General features: G+C 39.1%; 13 protein-coding genes and 2 pseudogenes. 9 read left to right on the top strand and 6 right to left on the bottom strand.

From position 1 onward, the window contains the following. Positions 1 to 175: 175 nt before the first annotated feature. From ACFFAP_RS06370 to ACFFAP_RS06355, 4 genes and pseudogenes are all read right to left on the bottom strand, one after another. Entirely contained in the window at positions 176 to 322 is a 147-nt protein-coding gene (locus ACFFAP_RS06370) for a hypothetical protein (protein WP_375510430.1), read from the bottom strand. Positions 323 to 470: 148 nt separating this feature from the next. Continuing rightward, positions 471 to 1,373: a hypothetical protein gene (locus ACFFAP_RS06365; protein ID WP_375510429.1), complete on the bottom strand. Its 903-nt coding sequence runs from the start codon at positions 1,371 to 1,373 to the stop codon at positions 471 to 473. Positions 1,374 to 1,518: 145 nt separating this feature from the next. Continuing rightward, positions 1,519 to 2,514, bottom strand: a complete 996-nt coding sequence (locus ACFFAP_RS06360) for a nucleoside hydrolase (RefSeq protein WP_375510428.1) — start codon at positions 2,512 to 2,514, stop codon at positions 1,519 to 1,521. A gap of 321 nt (positions 2,515 to 2,835) precedes the next feature. Next, positions 2,836 to 2,953 (bottom strand): annotated as a pseudogene (locus tag ACFFAP_RS06355) (IS5/IS1182 family transposase); the annotation flags it as partial. 563 nt (positions 2,954 to 3,516) lie between these two features. On the opposite strand from ACFFAP_RS06355, the gene ACFFAP_RS06350 reads away from it, so the two are divergent. From ACFFAP_RS06350 to ACFFAP_RS06310, 9 genes and pseudogenes are all read left to right on the top strand, one after another. Further along, positions 3,517 to 3,663: a hypothetical protein gene (locus ACFFAP_RS06350; RefSeq protein ID WP_375510427.1), complete on the top strand. Its 147-nt coding sequence runs from the start codon at positions 3,517 to 3,519 to the stop codon at positions 3,661 to 3,663. Between the two features lie 131 nt (positions 3,664 to 3,794). Then, entirely contained in the window at positions 3,795 to 5,441 is a 1,647-nt protein-coding gene (locus ACFFAP_RS06345) for an urea transporter (protein WP_375510426.1), read from the top strand. A 98-nt stretch (positions 5,442 to 5,539) separates the two neighbouring features. After that, on the top strand, positions 5,540 to 6,742 hold the full coding sequence (locus tag ACFFAP_RS06340) for a PP2C family protein-serine/threonine phosphatase (RefSeq protein WP_375510425.1): 1,203 nt from the start codon (positions 5,540 to 5,542) through the stop codon (positions 6,740 to 6,742). Positions 6,743 to 6,867: 125 nt separating this feature from the next. Then, complete coding sequence (locus ACFFAP_RS06335) at positions 6,868 to 7,455, top strand: DUF6272 family protein (RefSeq protein ID WP_375510424.1); 588 nt, start codon at positions 6,868 to 6,870, stop codon at positions 7,453 to 7,455. 58 nt (positions 7,456 to 7,513) lie between these two features. Beyond that, positions 7,514 to 7,861, top strand: a complete 348-nt coding sequence (locus ACFFAP_RS06330; RefSeq protein WP_375510423.1) for an STAS domain-containing protein — start codon at positions 7,514 to 7,516, stop codon at positions 7,859 to 7,861. A gap of 72 nt (positions 7,862 to 7,933) precedes the next feature. After that, on the top strand, positions 7,934 to 9,586 hold the full coding sequence (locus ACFFAP_RS06325; protein WP_375510422.1) for a mechanosensitive ion channel family protein: 1,653 nt from the start codon (positions 7,934 to 7,936) through the stop codon (positions 9,584 to 9,586). Positions 9,587 to 9,881: 295 nt separating this feature from the next. Further along, positions 9,882 to 11,627, top strand: coding sequence for a hypothetical protein (locus tag ACFFAP_RS06320; protein ID WP_375510421.1), 1,746 nt, complete (start codon positions 9,882 to 9,884; stop codon positions 11,625 to 11,627). 244 nt (positions 11,628 to 11,871) lie between these two features. After that, positions 11,872 to 12,316: pseudogene (locus tag ACFFAP_RS06315) on the top strand (transposase); the annotation flags it as partial. 132 nt (positions 12,317 to 12,448) lie between these two features. Further along, a complete protein-coding gene (locus tag ACFFAP_RS06310; protein WP_375510432.1) occupies positions 12,449 to 15,244 on the top strand; it encodes a CHASE2 domain-containing protein in 2,796 nt (931 codons plus the stop codon). Here the strand turns inward: ACFFAP_RS06310 and ACFFAP_RS06305 are convergent. Continuing rightward, a complete protein-coding gene (locus ACFFAP_RS06305) occupies positions 15,236 to 15,928 on the bottom strand; it encodes a DUF928 domain-containing protein (RefSeq protein WP_375510420.1) in 693 nt (230 codons plus the stop codon). The two genes, ACFFAP_RS06310 and ACFFAP_RS06305, sit on opposite strands and share 9 nt — an antisense overlap. A 133-nt stretch (positions 15,929 to 16,061) precedes the next feature. After that, positions 16,062 to 18,593, bottom strand: coding sequence for a CHAT domain-containing protein (locus ACFFAP_RS06300; RefSeq protein WP_375510419.1), 2,532 nt, complete (start codon positions 18,591 to 18,593; stop codon positions 16,062 to 16,064). Between the last annotated feature and the right edge of the window lie 859 nt (positions 18,594 to 19,452).

Raw genomic sequence — 19,452 nt, 5'->3', positions numbered from 1 at the left:
TCAGCACCAATTAAAAAGAGATGCAGTTTCAATCAACAACTTTTTAAGAGAATCAATTAATACTATAGTCACCAGTTGCCACACTCAAAAACTCAGTCATTATTCAAATTACTTTACTACAAAAGGGGGATGAAGGGGCTGCCGACGGCAGCCCCTTCATCCCCCTTTAAAATGATTATCGCACCTTATTGATATAGCCGGAAAGCAACGATACTCCACCAATCAAATGACCCTCTTCACCCCCAGCCTCTGCTAAAAAGTCTTTATGCATATCATTAGAATGCAAAATCGTGAACTTTTTAAATCGCTCTGTGGTCATCATCTTTTACCTTTATGAAACTAATAGACTAATCTTATTTTGATTCAAAATTAGCAGCCATACAAATTTAAACTGTCAGGTATTGCTAGAAAAAGATGGAATTATATGAGAAAATAACTTCCCAATTTATTAGTCTAAATGGTAGAAAAAATTACAGCATTTCCGTGACAATGCTAAATAGATTGAGCGCCCGATATTGATTATTAAAAATTTTGGCAAATTCCTTAGAGTAAAAGGGTTGGCTACGGTAGACAAATCCTTCAGCAACATTTAAACGGGTCAAATCAGAAAAGTTTTGAGCGATCGCCTGTTCTTGCTTATCGTTTTGAGGAATCACAATAGTATAAAAAACTTCGGATATTTCGTCATGGTTAAGATAACGATGAAACATTCCATTCAGTTCAATACTAATGAGTCTTTCTGGTTCGGAAATATTTTTATCAATCCTGATGAGTATGTTAATCAAGTCCTGTAATTGAATTATTTGTTCAGTTGGAGGAGAGGTTGCCAAGTAGTTCTCAACATCTTGTCGCAGCCGAATAAAGTTCATATCTGAATCATAGTTTTCTGACTGAAGCATATTCCAAGAAAATTCAATACTCCATTTCTGTGCGAACGTATTAATAAATTTTCGTTCCCGTTCATCCAGCCTTTCATCAATTAATGCAATCTGGCAGAGAATATCAATGATTGTTTTATGCTGAGGCGGTTTAAATAAAGCCATTGCTAAATCTCCAACTTCCTTTCGCTCTAAATTGAGAGCTTGCTTCAGTAATCTGAAAAAACCTTTATGACGTTCTCCAGGAACCCATAGTTGTATTCCCACTGAAATAGTAAATGTCACGAGCAATAAATATAAAGCCTCTTGAATAAATCCCTGCCACTGGCCAACAAACAGATAATTTAATGTGAATACGCTACCTGGCACTATACTAACGAACATCGCCGTAATCGAAATACTCTCAGCAACCGCTTTATCATGCTTGCGCTTCCAGAGCTTGTTTGCCCGCAGATAAATGTCTGTAATCGTGAATCCAAGTGAAGCAAATGTCAAATAAAAAATTATTTGCCTAAAGAATTCCATGTTTGAATAAGTTCCTTCTTACGATCGCCAGTAGTAACATTTGTGAAATAACTAGTGAATAATAGCCACTAACTACTAACCTAAAATCAAGAGCAAGCGACTCTACAAGAGAAGCTTAGAGCTTGGCGGTTATAAATAGGTGCTTCAAATCTTCAACAAAGCTGGTAAAAAATTTGCACTCATCTACTTGCAACGCTACCCACGCATTTGCTGCTGTTTTTGCAGCAGGACGACTATCAATCAATGTCTGTCCTAGTGTCCACTGTCCCTTTGTTTCAACCCGAACTTTTGCTCTTTTCAGCATCAGGGTTTCTGGATAAAATAGGTATCCTAATGTTGCCGCATCATGAACAAGGAAACCTGAAATTCCTCCTGTTTCTCGATAACCCAAGGCTGTGCCAATCATAAACTCACAAAGATTTGTCAAGAACTGAGAAAGTTTACTCTCTGGATTTGCTTGAGTGACTGCCACAGTCATATCTCGTGTAAAAATTAAGCGTCGAGTCACATCTAACGGCAGCACAACGATATCGTCTCGGCTATCAAATACTGTCTGAGCAGCTTCAGCATTAAACCAAATATTGAATTCAGCATGGGGAGTAACATTACCAAGACAGAAGAAAGCACCCCCCATAATCACAATTTCCTTGGCTTTTTTAAGGATGCCGGGACTTTTTATTTCTGCTGCTGCGAGGTTAGTCAAGGGTGCGATCGCTACAATGGTAATTTCCCCCGGAGCAGCGTTCAACTCATCGATAATCAGTTCATCGGAGTAAGGAGCGTTTTCAATGGTGTGCGTGGCAGGGGGTAAAGTATGAGAAAGATTGCCCATCCCATCTGACCCATGAATATGGGTGGCATCTTTAATAATTTCTCTTTTTGCAAGGACACCGCGACCTACTTTAATGTGTGGGAATCCCGCTAAATTTAAAATCTGGCTAGCACTAGAGAACGTGCATTTAGCAGCAACATTGCCATCTGCGGAAGTAACAGCGACAAGTTCCGCGAGTCCTTGTTTGACCAAGCCCAGAAGCCACAGGAAGGTATAGATATCATCTCCACCTGGGTCGGTGTCGAGAATAATTTTGGGATGAGTAAGTTGAGTTGTCATCAAAAAAACTGCTCCAGTAAAGGATGATTGTATAAAAGTTTAATTGGGTATTAAGTCAGTCGGTGCGAATAAAGTTAAGTAGTTAGGGTCGTCAATTGTCAGTTATCAGTTTTCATTAGTAAGGCTTTCAGGCATATTTACATTTCGTAAGCTAGTGATGTTTATTTTCACCCACCTACTTATCAAAAGTTATTTTTCTAGGGTTATCATATTAATTGTCACTTCATATAACTTCAAACAATTACATGAATGCCATCTATTTTTGTTTGTTATCAGATATTTTTAGTTAGTGCTTTACAGACTAGTTTTTTGCGCCTGTTGCATGTCCCATTGACACCCTGTTTTCAATTGGTAGTAGATAGCGTTGCATACACGAGCATATATCAGTTGTGCAACGATGTCTACTTGATTTGGCTGGTGGAATTAAGAGAGCCACGATTTACCATTTTGAGTCGCTAAGGTCGGTACAACAAGTCTTTCGAGCCATGATTTATATCTATGATACTGCTGATACAGGATTTTAGATTGCAATTTTAATTAATTAATCACCTTGAGATTGACTTTATAAATAGCCTCTTGCATAGTCAAAGTTATGATATTTATGACTTGACATTAATAGTAGTTAGTGTAACAGTATCTAAAACTGAGTTAGAACAAGGTAAAATATATTACATTTATGTGATTGTTTAATTTTACAAAAAGGTGTTTTAATGATGAAATACAAGAAGTATTTGCAAAATTTTATTTAATAAAATCTTATTTAGTACTTCAATCTTTATTCCTTTATATTGAAACCTCTTAACTTTTGCAAATATAGCAATACTAAATGAGTCGTGAAAAATATAGATAAGGAAACGAACCGCCATCGCACAGCGTCTCGCAGAGAAGAACGCCAAGAACGCCAAGAGGAGAAAGAAAAAAGAGATATATAATTTTCACCAATGATTTAGGACTGCTATATCAGCTTATTCGGTTTGCTCCAAAATAAAAAAAGGTAAAACTATGAGTAAGCAAGCACGTTCTATATTTACTGTTGATTTAATTATCGTCATTGATACTAGTTTTGTAATTAAAAACGCTGCGAAACTTGAGTGCGAAGAAAACCCAAGGGAAACACACGTAATTTCGGAAGTGCTTACTGAAGAATGATACTGATGAAATATCTGAAAATTAAACACTCAACCTTTTGCTATCAAAGGATTATCAAACTTGAGATACATTTGCTTTAGAAAAAAATCTTAGAACTAAACAGCCTATTTTTTGTTGGCAATCTAGACAAAATGGATAACGATCCCTCTCCTCTGCATGAGTTAATCTCTCATGTTTTATCCTCAGGGGAATCAAAATTACAGCAATCAAAGAGCTTATTGCCATTAGGTACGATGCAGTCCCTCAATGAACGCTTAATGGATCAACCTTTATTGGATTTTATTAATGCCACTCTCCGGGGAATTGGTCAGGTAATTTTTGTGAATAATCCTGTAAGCGGTCTACTATTTTTAATTGCCATGTTCATTCAGGCTCCTTGGTTAGGGACAATGAGCTTGCTGGGAACTGCGATCGCAACATTAACAGCAATTTTCTTACAGAAACACTTGGCGAAAATTTTCCAGATCAATCGGGATGACATTCAAAATGGCATTTTTGGTCTGAATGGATTACTCACTGGGGCGACGATCGCATCATTAGGGCTGTTTGGCAATGGCACATGGAATCTGAATTGGGCGATCGCAGTGATTGTATTCGCTTCTCTCTCAACGGTATTAATGGAAACTGTGGGAGTCTGGTTTGCTAGTCAGTTTCGAGTCGCTCCGCTCGGTATTCCATTTCATATCGCGTTGCTAAGTTTTGTGATTCTCGTGCTATTTCTACCCCAAACTTTCTTCGATTTTGGGTCATTACCGCCTGTTTCTCCTAGTCAATTTAACGGTTTGCGACTCGCTCAATCGCTACCGCTCAGTATTGGGCAGGTATTTTTTTCCAATAACTGGGTTGTAGGAATTTTGATTGTTCTGGGGATTGCTATCTGCACCCCGATTAGTACCATTGTTGGCTTGCTGGGATGCGTAATGTATTTACTTGCAGGTTTGCTGCTGCAAGTGACTCCTAACGATTTGTATACTGGGCTATGGGGTTACAATGCTGTCCTGACGGCGATCGCCATTGGTGGAGTATTCTACACACCGAATCTATTCAGTATTTCTATTGCTCTGGGTTGTGCCTTTGTTGCATCCCTCGCTAGTTGGGGCTTGGCAGCTTTATTTGCTCCGTTGAAATTGCCCGTACTGGCGTTGCCGTTTGCGATCGTAACCATTGGCTGTTTTTTGATTTTACGGCGATCGCTACCCTCGCTCGTGCCGGTAGCACTGCACACAGTTGCTAGTCCCGAAGAACATCGGCAACGGTTTTTAGTGGCAAAGCGGATTATTTTTAACTTTCGTCGTCATCTTGCAGCTGCGATTCAAAGTAAGCCGCGCCAACTGCTGTTTAAACAAGCGTCTTCTACCTTTAAAGGAGACTTGCGCTATATCTTCGATGCCATCGACCAAGACCATAGTGGGCATCTCTGTATTGAAGAATTAACCAATCATTTAAACCAGGCAGGAAAGGGGCTGTCAGATAACGAAATCACGCTGTTATTCACAAGTATGGATAGCGATCGCAGCAACACAATCGACTTTGAAGAATTCGGTGAGTTAATGCTGCGTCATCGTCAGTTGATGGCAGAATACAACGATTTTCTTACTTATTTTTTACCAATTGATGCTGATGAAGACAATATCATCAGCCTTAATGAAATGAATATTGCAATGGCAAGCGTGGGAGAATCGCCACTGACAAAAGATGAAATTACATTTTTACGCGATCGCACAGGAGGGCAACTATTGACTTGGAATCAATTTATTGAAGCGATACTAGTGATTTAAAGAGCGATGTCTACGACGGGCTACGCCCTACGCAGCTTAAGGATTTTTAAAGAGAACAACTCAATGTGTTTAATTTTATTAGTACAGAGAATTTTTCTATGTGGCATCTTAGCTCTGAATTGTTGACATTTTATTTTATTCCTCATGGACATTGCTATCTTTGGAAACCCGGTTTAGTTTCGCTACACGTCATCTCTGACGCACTCATTGCCTTATCTTATTACTCTATTCCCATTACACTCTTCTACTTCGTTAACAAGCGTAAGGATTTGCCTTTTAATTGGATTTTTCTACTGTTTAGTGGATTTATCGTAGCTTGTGGCACTACTCACATCATGGAAATTTGGACGCTTTGGTTTCCAACTTATTGGGTATCAGGATTAATCAAAGCGCTAACAGCAATAATATCTGTATTTACAGCCGTACAACTTATCCCCTTAGTTCCACAAGCTTTAGCACTTCCTAGCCCAGCTGAATTAGAACGAGCAAATGAGGAAATCAAACTCTTAAATGAAAAACTCACAGCCGAAAATCTCCGAATGGGTGCTGAACTAGAGGTAACTAAACGGTTGCAACAGATGATTCTGCCCCAACCGGAAGAATTAGAAATTGAAGGACTCGATATTGCCGGATACATGGAACCCGCCGATGAAGTCGGTGGTGACTACTACGATGTACTACACACCGATGGAGTTACTACCCTTGGTATTGGTGATGTGACTGGACACGGGCTAGAAAGCGGAATTCTGATGGTAATGACTCAAACAGCTGTGCGAACCCTCAAAGAGGTACGTGAGTATGATCCGGTAAAGTTTCTTGATGCCCTCAACCGCACTATATACAAAAATGTGCAGCGAATGAACTCGGAAAAGAATTTGACGCTGGCGGTACTGAATTATTCAAAGGGCAACTTAAGTATCAGTGGACAGCATGAAGAGACCCTGATTGTCAGGAGTGACGGAAAAATCGAACGTATCGACACAATGGATCTCGGCTTTCCTATTGGACTCGATGATGACATTGCCAGTCTTATTAGTCATGCAACAGTAGAGTTACAGCCTGGAGAAGGCGTTGTTCTTTACACTGATGGCATTCCAGAAGCCTATGATATCGACAAGAAACAATATGGTGTGGAACAACTGTGTGAAGCAATTAGCCAGAACTGGCACAATTCAGCAGAGGTGATAAAAGATGCTGTAATTACTGATGTCAGGCGGCACATTGGCAAGCAAAAAGTATTTGATGACATTACCTTGCTGGTGCTGAAGCGAGAAGCTGAACAGCCTGATTTGGTGAGCTAGGGCGTTGCGGGGGTTCCCCTCGTTGTAGCGACTAGCGAACCCGTAAGGGAAAAAGCGTAGACATAACCTAAATTTAGGAACCCTTATCAACACGAAACTCAATTACAACTAGAACTGGAAAAACGATGGCACAGATTTTTGGCGATTTCATCGAACAATTTCCTCCCGAACACGACTCACTCGAACTCACATTTACCCCAGATTCTCGCCCAATTAAACAGCGCTGGCGTAACAACCGACTATCGGCTCACTTTCTTGCTGATTATTTCTCCAACTTTTTGCCAATTGATGAAGACGACCCAAATCATGCACGACAGCTTAAAGAGACACAAGCTGCTGTGGTTTTTGTGGCAAATGAACTGTTGGAAAACGCTATGAAATTCAACGATGCAACCACTCACTTTAAGGTAAAGTTTGGGATTCATTTTTTAGAGGAGGAGCAGATCGGGGCTGTCCTCTTTGCCACAAATAGTGTAAGTGCGGCGGGTGTTGATAAATTTCAGGCATTTATTCAAGAACTATTAGTTTCTGACCCTAACGAATTCTATATCCAGCAAGTTGAAAAAAGTGTAGAAGAAAATAGTGAAGCATCCGGTTTGGGGTTTTTAACTATGATCAATGACTACTCTGCACAACTAGGCTGGAAGTTTGATGTAGTTAAGGAAAAGCCTAATATTACCACGGTTACAGCAATGGCACTTTTGCCAATCTAAAGTTCGTTCTTAATAATGATGTTCCAATTGTTAATGAAAATAATCCAACATGGTTGCAATGCAAGACGTTAAAGGCGAGGACTACACCGTACACGTTGAACCTGACACTTCAACAGTTCACTTCCAAGGGGAACTCAGTTTAGGTGGGCCTGCGGAGTACGCTCCGATTGTCGATCTCTTAAATAAAGTGGTAGACACCGAGCCAAATACGATGACTCTGGATCTGAGAAATCTGGGATTTCTAAATAGTTCCGGCATTAGTATGTTGTCCAAATTTGTGCTGAGTGTACGCAAGAAGAAAGGCGTTCAGTTAATCGTGCTGGGATCAAATGATATGCCCTGGCAAGGTAAATCTCTGAAGAACTTGGAGAAACTGCTACCCGGACTCAAACTAGATATTCAGTAGGGTTTACACCCCATCCTTGCACCACTGCACACAGTCAAAGCCAATGTTGTCTTTGCCAAACATCGTTGGTAAATGGACTTAAAAATAATGCTCAAAGAACTTTTACCATTTCAAGCCAATACCTGGAGTTTCTTCCTAAGTAGCGTAGTGCTGACGATCGCCGGTACAATACTCCTTTACATCATTTTATTTTATATTCTGCGTTCAATCTTTCGTAAATTTGAACGAGATATCGCCCTGGTGACGCTGAACGTGTCTGCGTATCCGGTTCTGATGATTTTTATTCTAGGCGTTCTTAAACTTACCTTCCATCAGTTGCCCTCTGTGAAGCTGATTGACGGTATTGAAAATTTATTGGCAGCTGGTTTAATTGTTTCGATTAGTTACTGGCTCGTTCAACTATTTACTCAGGTTTTCATCTACTACCTGCGCGGGTATACCCAAGAAACTGAATCGATGTGGGATGATGTGCTTTTACCCCTGCTAGAAGCAGTTGTTCCCGTCATTGTTTTCACGCTAACCACTGTTTTTGTGCTGAAATCCTTTGGTGTGGATTTAACTGGAATTTGGGTAGCTTTGGGTGGGGCAACTTTTGTAATTGGCTTTGCAGCTCAGGGAATTTTAGCTAACTTTTTTAGTGGAGTTGTATTACTGATTGATACTCCCTTTCAGTTTGGCGATGTGTTACTGCTGGAGAATGGCTCTATTGCTATGCTGCAAAAAATTGGAGTGCGAGTGACTCAACTGTATATACCATCTAAGCATTGTAATATTTACATTCCCAACAGCACACTGCAAAGTCAAAACATTACAAATCTCAGCCGTCCGACCTCGTACTATCATTACTCTACCGACATGAAACTGCCGATCACGTTGAATGTCCAAGAAACAAAGCAGGTGATGGTAGAGGTTATCCAGGCTCATCCCGATACTCTAGGTGATATTGATCTGAAATTAGCACAAATTGACTGCTACTATCAGTTAAAAGGATTAGAAAACCAACAGAAAATTGGCAAATTGCGTCTGCTTGCCGAGCAGGAAGTGAACTTTAAATTAGAAGAAATTACACCTGCACTTGAGGCACTTGTCGTCACCTTGCAGTTTGCTGAAAAAGGTGGTATGACCAACGAGGAAATTGAAAATGTACAACAAGAGTATCGAGAAATTTTAAGTGCGATCGGTTTAGAAGTTGTCACCGAAATCTACGGCAATCGTTCAGTTTTTACACTTAAAGAAAATCGTTCTAAAGATAGCTTGATTGAACTGATCCGAAATTGGTATCGGATTTACATTCGGGATTTTCATCTTTTAGATAATGATAGCAGCATTATAACTGAAGAATGGGAACGCAAAATCAATTTGTTAAAGCGGAGAGTGCAGCGTTTATATCAAAAAATTTCTAATCCTCAAAGTGAAGAAACCCGATTAGATGATTACGTAATGGAACTGAACCGATGGTTACGAGAACGGTTTAAAGAACCCCGACAAAAGTGGCAGGAGCCACAAGTTTTAATCAAAGGAATCGAAAATAGTGACGCGATAACTTACGTTCAGTTCAACCTGAATTTCTTTGTTGATGATATTAGGCTAGAAAACGGTCGTCGGGGCGATCGCGTCAGTAGCCAGATTTATGAAGAGGTTGTGCGATACCTCAAGCAGAGCGCCACCGAAGTAATAGAATCAAACGCAACTATCACTCTTCAAGGCGAGAATACTAATTCGTAATACTTGCATGAATGTGAGAAGCAAGCGACGTAATTCGTAATTCAATACGCTTGGGTTAAGGCTAAAACTCTTTGTTAAAGTCAATTTTTTTAACGAACCGCCAACTCTTGGAGAGGCTTCCGCCAACGCGCAGCATCTCTAAGAGTTGGACGCAAAGAGAAGAAAGAAATGCTTAACTGAACTGTATTGATTCGTAATTAAGAAAGTCGGATTTTAGAGAAGTGGTTTGATTATCAAATAAATTTTCAGGTATTTAACTCTCAATTCATATTAGACATTAATTCACACTTACACCATGATTACCTCTAACTTTCAACCGAAACCAACGCTCGATGCTGCACAGCGCACTCTGATGGCTGAAGCTTTGCAAGTTGCTCGTCATATAGCAAATGGCAGTGGAGATACTCATTCACAACAACGATGGCAGCAACGGCTTTATGAATTACAAGCAACATTACAAGGATTTGCCCATCCAATTTGTCGTGAGGATTGTCCAGTAGAAAATATCCCCGTCAATGTTCGTCAAGCGTTTGCTGAAGCGATCGCCTTACTCAAGCACTACTACGAGGTGGGAGGTGCAGTTTGGCAGGGAACTGTATCATCTACCACATTAAGTCAGTACAAAGTTGAAGCAACACCAGCTGAGTCATTCAGATTTGCCATTCCGCAATTGTGCCAGCAGTTTCAGTTAGCAACTGAAGTTCAGGAACAAATGACGACTCTGTTGCAGACGGTCGATTATAAGGTCGTTCAGCAAAAGCAGATTATTCAGGCAGCCCTGACGAATGTCGGTTTATTACCTAACTTAAAAAGTGCGCCGCCTGCTGCACCGCTAGTTTTATTTCAACATTTGTTTGGAGACGTTCCCATTCCAGTTGAGGCGATCGCAGTTTTGTTCACAGAGACTCAGATTTACTTTTGTATTGATTATTCTGACAATCAACTGCGTGATTCAGCTTTGTGGGAACAGCTATCAGATATTGAACGCGAGCAAATTCAACAGTTTTTAGAATCCCTTGGTAACTTTAAGTTTGAACAATTCCGTCACTTTCCCTCGTTTAGCTTTAGCGATCCAGCAAGCATTGATGCTGCTTGGAGCTATCGTTTAGCTCAAGCAACTAATTTAAGCCAACCGCAAATTCTCCAAACCCTCAGTCATTCAGTGAGTATTCTGCCTACGAAAGATGCTGAAAAGTATTTACTGCATGACATCTGGGGGCATAACTGGCAGTCCATGCTGACTCAGTTTCGGGGCGACTATCAAATATTGGCAAGCTGTAGCGATCCACTACGACCGGCTGAGACTGCCTATACCGACTATGGGCCGTTGACCTGTCGAGAAATTTTTCAGCGCCAGGGAGAACAAGTGTCTGTTGATGCAGAACGAGCAAGGCTGTTTTTTCAAGGAGAGGTACGGCAACGCTTGGGACTAATGTTTACCCATCTAATCGGTGAAATGGTTGCAGATGTTGCAGAGTTCAAATTCATCTGGGATCGCCCGGAATTGAACGAACAACTTCCATGTTCCTCCTCACTTAAAGACAACCCGACGAAACTGGATTTTGCATTTGCAGATTTAGACTTTTTATTTTTGCGGGTACTCCAACCATTGCTAGATGTCAAGCTATCGAGCTTTGAAGAATCAATCTTAGAACAAGAGTTGCTAGCAGAATGGGGCAGGTTAGGAGAGTCTATCCAATCACTAGAGGCGCGAGTCAGTTTGAAGCAAGCGATCGCCCAACTTTACCAAATTTTCTTTGAGGAGTATTGGCTGACCTGTTTGCCCACAATCACAGGCAATACCAGCATCTATGCTGATGTAATTGCTAATTTAGTTCACCTGCAAAACGTGATCAATACTCTGTTTACAGATGTTAGCTTACATACTTTAGCTGATGTCCCATTCCAAACCTTGTTGCTTTTATTCATGGGGTGCTATTGTAGTGGCGATAGTTATGAAGAGTTTTGGCAAGTTGACGATGCGATCGCTCAATACTTTATTCCCTGCTATCGTCAGCTAAGTCAGTTGATTAACAACTAAAAGGGACTGGGGATTATGGATTGGGGGCAATACGCTTAGGTTAAGGCTAAAACTATTTGTTAAAGTCAATTTTTTTAATGAACCACCAAGGACGCAAAGAGAAAGAAGAAATACTTAACCCAAGCGTATTGGGATTGGGGGTTAGGTGTCAAATCGAAAAATTATTCCTGTACCCTATATACGCTGCTGTTTCCTAAACCTTTATCAGCAGGCTTTTCAATACTTAACGGGAAAAGTCAGATATATTGATCGGTTAGGAAAATATTATTATTGCCCTCTGAAATGCAATCGACTTTTTGATGATACAGCAGGTCAAAAAAACTCTTAAAATAGTTAAAATAAAAAAGTTCCCTCAAGCCAAAAAAGTGAAACTAAATAGGAGTGACTATCTCAACAGACAGAACAGATTTTATCGCTACAAACTATTTCTCTCAAGATTCTACGGACGTTGTGCAAAAAGTGTGTAAGATGTGCCTCTGGCACGCTAGCGCGAACAATGGAAGGTTGAGGAGTTTCATAGAGAATTAAAGCAATTGACTGGTATTGAATCATGTCAATGCTGCAAGGGTTGTATTCAAAGAAAGCATATTGCTTGTGCTATTTTAGTCTGGCTTAGACTCAAAGATTTAGCGCGATATACTGGTCAAACAATCTATCAAATCAAGTATGGATTGTTATCAAATCCTCTGCGTTCAGCTACTAAAACGTCCTGCTGTTGCCATATTTATCGCGTAGTTTTTTGGCGCACGGTGCGGTGTAACCGCGCCATTGATTGTGACAGTTACGTAAGTCCTGTAAATAGTGAAGTCACTACTAAACCTATGACTGATTATAAATACCAAGTCGGTGGCAGTTTGACAGTTAATGCACCTAGTTATGTGCAAAGACAAGCAGATACCCTGCTTTATGAGGCTCTCAAGCAGGGAGAGTATTGCTATATACTGAACTCTCGACAAATGGGTAAATCCTCTCTGCTTGCAAGTACAAAACATTGCTTGGAACAAGAAGGATTTAAATGCAGTAGCATTGATATGTCAATTATTGGTACTTCACATATTACCCCACTCCAGTGGTATAAGAGTGTAGTTGGTGATTTATGGTTAGGTTTTAATTTATTAAATAAAATTAACTTAAAAAGTTGGTGGCGTGAACAAGAAGATATATCTTTACTAGAAAGATTAAGGTGGTTTATTGAGGAATTATTACAGCTTCATTTTACTGACAAACGATTATTTATCTTTGTTGATGAAATTGATAGTATTCTGAGTTTAGATTTCTCAGTTGATGATTTTTTTGCACTGATTCGGTTTTGCTATAATCAACGAGCAATCAATCCTGAATATAAACGTATTACCTTTGCTATTTTCGGAGTGGCAACTCCATTAGATTTGATTCAAGATAAAATACGTACACCATTTAATATTGGAAAATCAATAGAACTTCAAGGTTTTAAGCTACAAGAAACTCTCGCTTTAACAAAAGGATTGGAAGGAAAAGTAGTAAATCCAAAAATTATTTTAAAAGAGATATTATTTTGGACTGGTGGACAGCCATTTCTTACTCAAAAGTTGTGTCAAATTGTAGCTAATGAACAATTTAAAGATAGAACTAAATTACTAATAAATAATTCTCAATTATTTATTAGTAATTTAGTTAGGTCACATATTATAAATAATTGGGAGTTTCAAGATGAACCGGAACATTTAAGAACTATAAGCTCACGTCTTCTATATAACGAGCAAACGGCAGGAAGATTGTTAGGAGTATATCAGCAAATTTTAATGGGTGAAGAAGTCACAATTGATGATATTAGAGAAAAAAATGAGTTGATTCTATCGGGTTTAATTATGATATGTAAAGGAAAAACTCAAATAAAAAATAGAATTTATCAAACTATATTTAATTTAGATTGGGTTGCTAAAAACCTAGAAAATTTACGTCCATATTCTCAAAATCTCAAAAATTGGGTTGCTAGTAATCAGCAAGATAACACTCAATTATTAAGAGGGATGAAATTAAAAGAAGCAGTAGCTTGGTCAGAAACTAAAAAGCTTTCTAATATAGATTATCAGTTTATTGCTACTAGTCAGCAGTTGGATAAACAAGAAATTGAAATAAATTTAAACGCCGAAAAACTTGAATTAGAAAAAGCCCAGTTTACTTTAACAGCTGCGAAGGAAGCGAATCGGATTTTGAACCTAGCCCGAAAAGTTGCTAAATTAAATGCTGTATTACACTTTAGTAAACCGTGTCTTGTCAGCTTTGCAATTGGTATTACTAGTTTAATTATCCTGCTACGCTTCATTGGTTTATTGCAGGGAATGGAATGGAATATGTTTGATAGCTTTTTGCAACAACAACCCCGATCAGGAATTGATTCTCGTGTTGTTGTAATTACAATTGATGAACCAGATTTACAAAAAATAGGACAATATCCCATACCTGATAATATTTTGGTTAAAGCGCTCAACAAATTGAAAATTTATCAACCTAAATTAATTGGGTTGGATTTATATCGAGATTTGCCAGTAGAACCGGGGTATCAAGAATTAGTAGAATTGTTCAAAACTACTCCCAATCTTATTGGTATTGATAAAGTTGTGGGTACTAAGGTTGCACCGCCCAGGGTATTAGCTCAATTGGGTCAGGTGGGTTTTAGTGACCAAGTATTGGATGGAGATGGTAAGGTACGTCGTGCTTTATTGACAGTGCGATCGCCCTACAGCCCTGCGAACATCCTACGGCAGATGTTGGCGCAACGTTCCCCAAAAAATCAATTACGTCAGAGTTTGAGTTTACAATTAGCATTACAATATTTAAAAACTGTTGGCATCACTCCCCATCCTCATCCTCAAAATCGCCATCATATTCAGCTTGGCAAAGCCTTATTAATACCCTTGCAACCTTTTGACGGAGGCTATGTTTGGGCTGATACTGGAGGTTATCAAATTTTACTTAGTTATCACGGTACAGAACAAAATTTTCAAAGCTTCTCCATCACAGATTTATTGCAAGAACGGATACCAAAAGAAAAAATTCAAAATCGTATTGTCTTAATTGGTGCAACAGCTGAAAGTATTAATGATTTTTTTCAAACACCTTATAACAATCGCTTATTGGGGTCAACAAAACAAATGGCAGGAGTATTTATTCATGCTAATATTATCAGCCAAATATTAACCGCAGCGCTGCAAGGAAGAGGAATGCTGCAAACTTGGTCTGAGAGATGGGAGAGCTTATGGATTTTGCTTTGGTCTGGGATAGGAACATTAATTGCTTGGCGATTAAAATCACCTAGACAATTAATGTTTCTCGTCACTAGCACTGGACTAGGATTAATCGTGTTTAGTTATCTGGCATTTTTACAAGGTTGGTGGATTCCAATTATTCCCCCATTATTGGGATTAATACTTGCTCCGATTATCCTACCTATGTTTGCAACTAAGCAGCTTGAGAAAATTCAACTCCAGCAAACTCTCAAGTTACTACTTGCGATTGCAAAAGAGCAACCTGCTGCTGGAAAAATTGCAATTGAATATTTCAAACAAGCAGAAGGCAAGGAAAATCAGCAGTTGATTGACAAGATACTACAACAAAATAATTACGAATTATTTTAATTGGGTATTCTTAAGTTCAGCTTTTCTAGCTTTCTGTATGGCCATAAGCATTTCATACCAATATCCTCTCTGTGCATACCAGTTTGCTTGACCGATGGTAGTCAACTGGCTTAACTCCCTATCTACTTTGGTCGTTTTTGCAACTAGTTGTACCCAACCTTTAAATATAGGATCGTCTGGCTGCACAGTTTTTCCACAGACAACTACTAATGACCATTCGTAATTTTTACCTACAGTTAGCGGCGTTTTTTCTTTAGGTTGAGTGAAACTAACAATCCCTCCACTAATAGTAATAGGTAAAAAAGTTCTTTCATAATAGTTACCCGTTTCATCTTTAAAGGTCAGTACAACCTTTTGTGCTGAAGTTTTGGGTAAGGAAATGAATACGGGAGGATGGTCTTGGAAGGTTAATCCAAAGTTACGCTTTGGCATTAAAGGTCTAATGGGCTGTTCATTCTCAGAACACCTCTGTCCATCACGAGAACCTGCACCAACAGTGTCACTTTTTGGTTCTGGCTCCCCAGGTGGTTCAAAATTCTCTTGAAAAACGAATTGCTCTGGTAGCTTGGCAATTGAAGTGACTGATTCTGATTGCCCCAAACTAGGTAAGGCAAACATTAACAGTTGTAGGGATAAGCCAAGAGTAAAGAATTTAAATTGATATGAGGCATTATTTACGATCATTTTTTGAAAATTATTAATAAAGAATTCATTTATTAGTTGTCAGTTGTCGAAGCAGAAGGCAGAAGGCAGAAGTAGTTATTATTGCTTCCTCATCTCCCCCTGCGCCTTTGCTCTCATCTCCCTCATCCGTGAGTTAACGCCAATTTCCTACCAATACAAATGGAGACCAATAGTATGGATGTTTGTACTGAGGAGAATTTAATAGAGATAGCTGCGCTTGACGCAGTGCTTCGGCTTTGGTGACGACCTTTTGGGTAAGCAAACGATAAAATTCTGCTATTAAGTCAGCAGTTGATTTGTCTTGTACTGACCAGAGGGTTGCTAGAGTACTCCTAGCACCAGAACGAATGGCAATTCCTGCCAATCCTAAAGCAGCGCGGTTGTCGCCTTTGGCTGTTTGACAAGCGCTGAGAACTAGCAGTTCAATTGGTTGGCGTGGAGCATTTTTGCTCAGTTTTGAAGATGCACCTTTTAACCATTTATCTAAATCTTTAACATTAATCCGGTCTTCCCAAGTTAAAAGAAATGTGTCTTCGGCTTTGGAGCTAAATTCTCCGTGGGTGGCAAGATGAACTACAGAAAAGGGAACTTCTTCTATTTGTTTTTGGACGTTGGCGCGAGTAAATTTTTCATTTAGTAGTATCTTTGCATGGACATAGTTTGTAATTTGTTTAATTTCTTGTTTGACACCAGGTAACTCAGCAAAACCTTGACGTGCTTCTGCTAAACCCGCAGTTAAGGCTTGAAACTGTTGGGGAGGAAGATTCCGAGACTCTAATAGTTGCAAACCAGGAGTCAATGCTATGCTGTACTTTTGGATGATAAACTGTTGGCGATCGTGAAGAACTGCCATTGGTACACTGCGTAAAAAACCATCTAAGACAAACACTAAGGTTTTAATCCCCTGAAGTTCTATCTCTTTTTCGGCAGGACGCAACAACCAATCATATAATTTTTGGGCAGAAGGTAGTACCTCATCAGGTAAGAAAGCAGGGTTTAAAGACTGGCGCAGTTCATCAAAAACCTCTAATTCCTCTTTTGAGGAAAGGTTTGTTCCATAATGTTGCAAAGGTTGTCCAGGAAGAGAAACAACTACCTCTAAGCGACGTTCTAGCAAAATTGGGTAAATCACTGCGGCTTTTAAATCAATTTTATCTATTGGTTGCGGTTTATAAGTTAAGCAGGCTTGGTGGAAGAAGTTTTCTAATTCTGCTAATTGCAGTGCTTCAATTGTTTTGCGAGATTTCTCTAAGTGTTGTTGCTTGATGATTTGTGGTAAGCTGTCTACATCTTGTAAAAGTAATTGTACTAACTGCCGATACACTGGTTCAACGCGATCGCGGAAATTAAATTGCACGTCAGGATTCAATTGCAGTAAGTCTTGACGCAGAGATGTTAAGGAATCAACAGCTTGTTCATAAGCAGTAATTGCTTGCTCAGTATTCCCCCTAGCTTTCTCGATTCGTCCTTGCTGCCAAAACCAATTGACAGCAATATCTTCTGCTTGCACTCCCTGTGCTAAAGTTAGTGCTGTTTGGGTGAGATTTAAGGCTTCTGAGAATTGCTGAGTTTGTTCGTAGAGATGTCCTAACTCTCCTAAAGCATAACTTTGCGCTCTTGCATCTGTTAATTCGCTGGCTTGTTTGACTGCTGTTGCCAAAAGTTGAGCAATGTCTTTTGTTTTTGATGATGACAATTTCATCCAACTTGCTGCTAAATTAACTTGCGCGTAAATTCCCCAACGGCTGGGAGGAAGATTAGCAAGACGTTCTTGAATTTGGGGTAATAATATTAGTGCAGCTGGATTTTGCTCAGTTTTTATTAAAAGGCTGAGTTGGTTAAGGAGTGCTTCTAATTCAGTATGATCGCCACCAATTGTACTTGCTTGTTGATAAAATTCTAAGGCGGTTTTAAAATCTTCCCTAGCTCTAGCGGTATTCCCCAATCTTAAGAAGGTTTCCCCAATATCTGCGGTAGAATTTACAAGTTTGGCGATCGCTAAACTTTGCGATAATACTTGTTGTGATCGCTCTAAATCTCCCACTACTTGCAGAGTTACCCCCAAACTCCGCAATCCCCTGGCTTTTAGGAGATTATCAGGTAAAGTAGCAAGGTCTTGATTGATTTGTTCTAGTTGCCTTTGGGCGCGACGATACTCTCCTAAAGTTTGCAATGCTTGGGCTTGGTTAATCTGTGATAGCACAATCCCTGTTACATCCTTGAGGGAACGATAGATTTTCTCTGCTTGCTGCCAAGTTTCTAAGGCTAATTCGGGTTGACCAGTGTTAAATTGTAAACTTCCTTGGGTGTTGAGGACTTGGGCGTAAAGGAAGGAATCATCCACTGTTTTTAGGATATTCTCTGCTTGGGTGATTAGCGATCGCGCTGCTTCCCACTTGCCCAAGTCTTGATAAGCGATCGCTAAATAGTTGTAATTTAATGCTTGATAGTGCTGCTGTTTGCTTTGTTGAAATATCTCAGCTGCTTGTGACCAAATTTGTGCAGCTTCTACCAACTTTCCGGCATCATAAAGTTGTTTTCCTTTTTCGAGTAGGGTGACTGGGGATTGAGTTGGGGAAAGAGAATACTCAGCAGTAGCTGGTAAAGCAGTTGTTATTAAGAAAAAGATTAGTAGGGCTAAAATTAGGTGACGATGAATACGCATAAATGTCCATAATAATTTGCGATTTATAACTCTTAGTTCGGAATTTTAGCGTTGATTAATCACATCAAGTCTGCTTAAGTAAGTATATCTGGCTAATATTTACACATAATGGTAGAGAGCATCTATGTAAGAGGTATTAGTAAAAACTTAGTAGACATCACTTAGAGCTTGCGGGGTGGAGCATCGACAACGCTACTGAGCCGTACTTAACCTTGTTTTTCCACTTTTGGAAAATAAGAATCGAAGTTAGACTTTGGAACTTTGATTTAACCAAGGTTTGAGACTTTGTTTTCTAACATTAACTAAAATTTCTAGCCAAAAATGGAAAAGTAAAGCTCTGAAAGCTTTTCAGCGATTGGGTTATCCCAGACTAACAAAATAAGGTTAATAGGATGTTATTAGCATTCAAAAAGTAGACACCATGAAAGAACTGCACTTGGTTTCCTACGTCAATATATCATTCTTATACTTTTTTTGACGCATATAATTTGTTATTAGTCAATAAATAATGTTAATAATATAGTTCTTGAGATATTTTATAATACATATAATTTGTTATTAATCAATTAATAATATTAATAATATAGGTCTTGAAGTTATCAAAACTCATTGTATTTTTGTTAAAGATTGATTTATATTTTGAATTTATACTGTAAGGTGTGTATAGTGTTACATCACAAATTGTTCATCAAGAAAATGGAAAAGGCAAAAGCTAATGAGTAGTAGCTACCAACAATCTTGTCCCGAAATCTCTGTTAACAGAAATGTCCTATCAGCCACTTGCGAAAAGCGCGATAAATCGCCGAACCAAACCTCAATTGTCTTGATGGGAATTGAAAATATTGATGGAGAATTAAAA

This window comes from uncultured Nostoc sp. (assembly GCF_964245575.1).
In the GTDB taxonomy this organism is placed as follows: Bacteria; Cyanobacteriota; Cyanobacteriia; order Cyanobacteriales; family Nostocaceae; genus Nostoc.
This window is presented reverse-complemented; position numbering and strand designations above follow the sequence as displayed.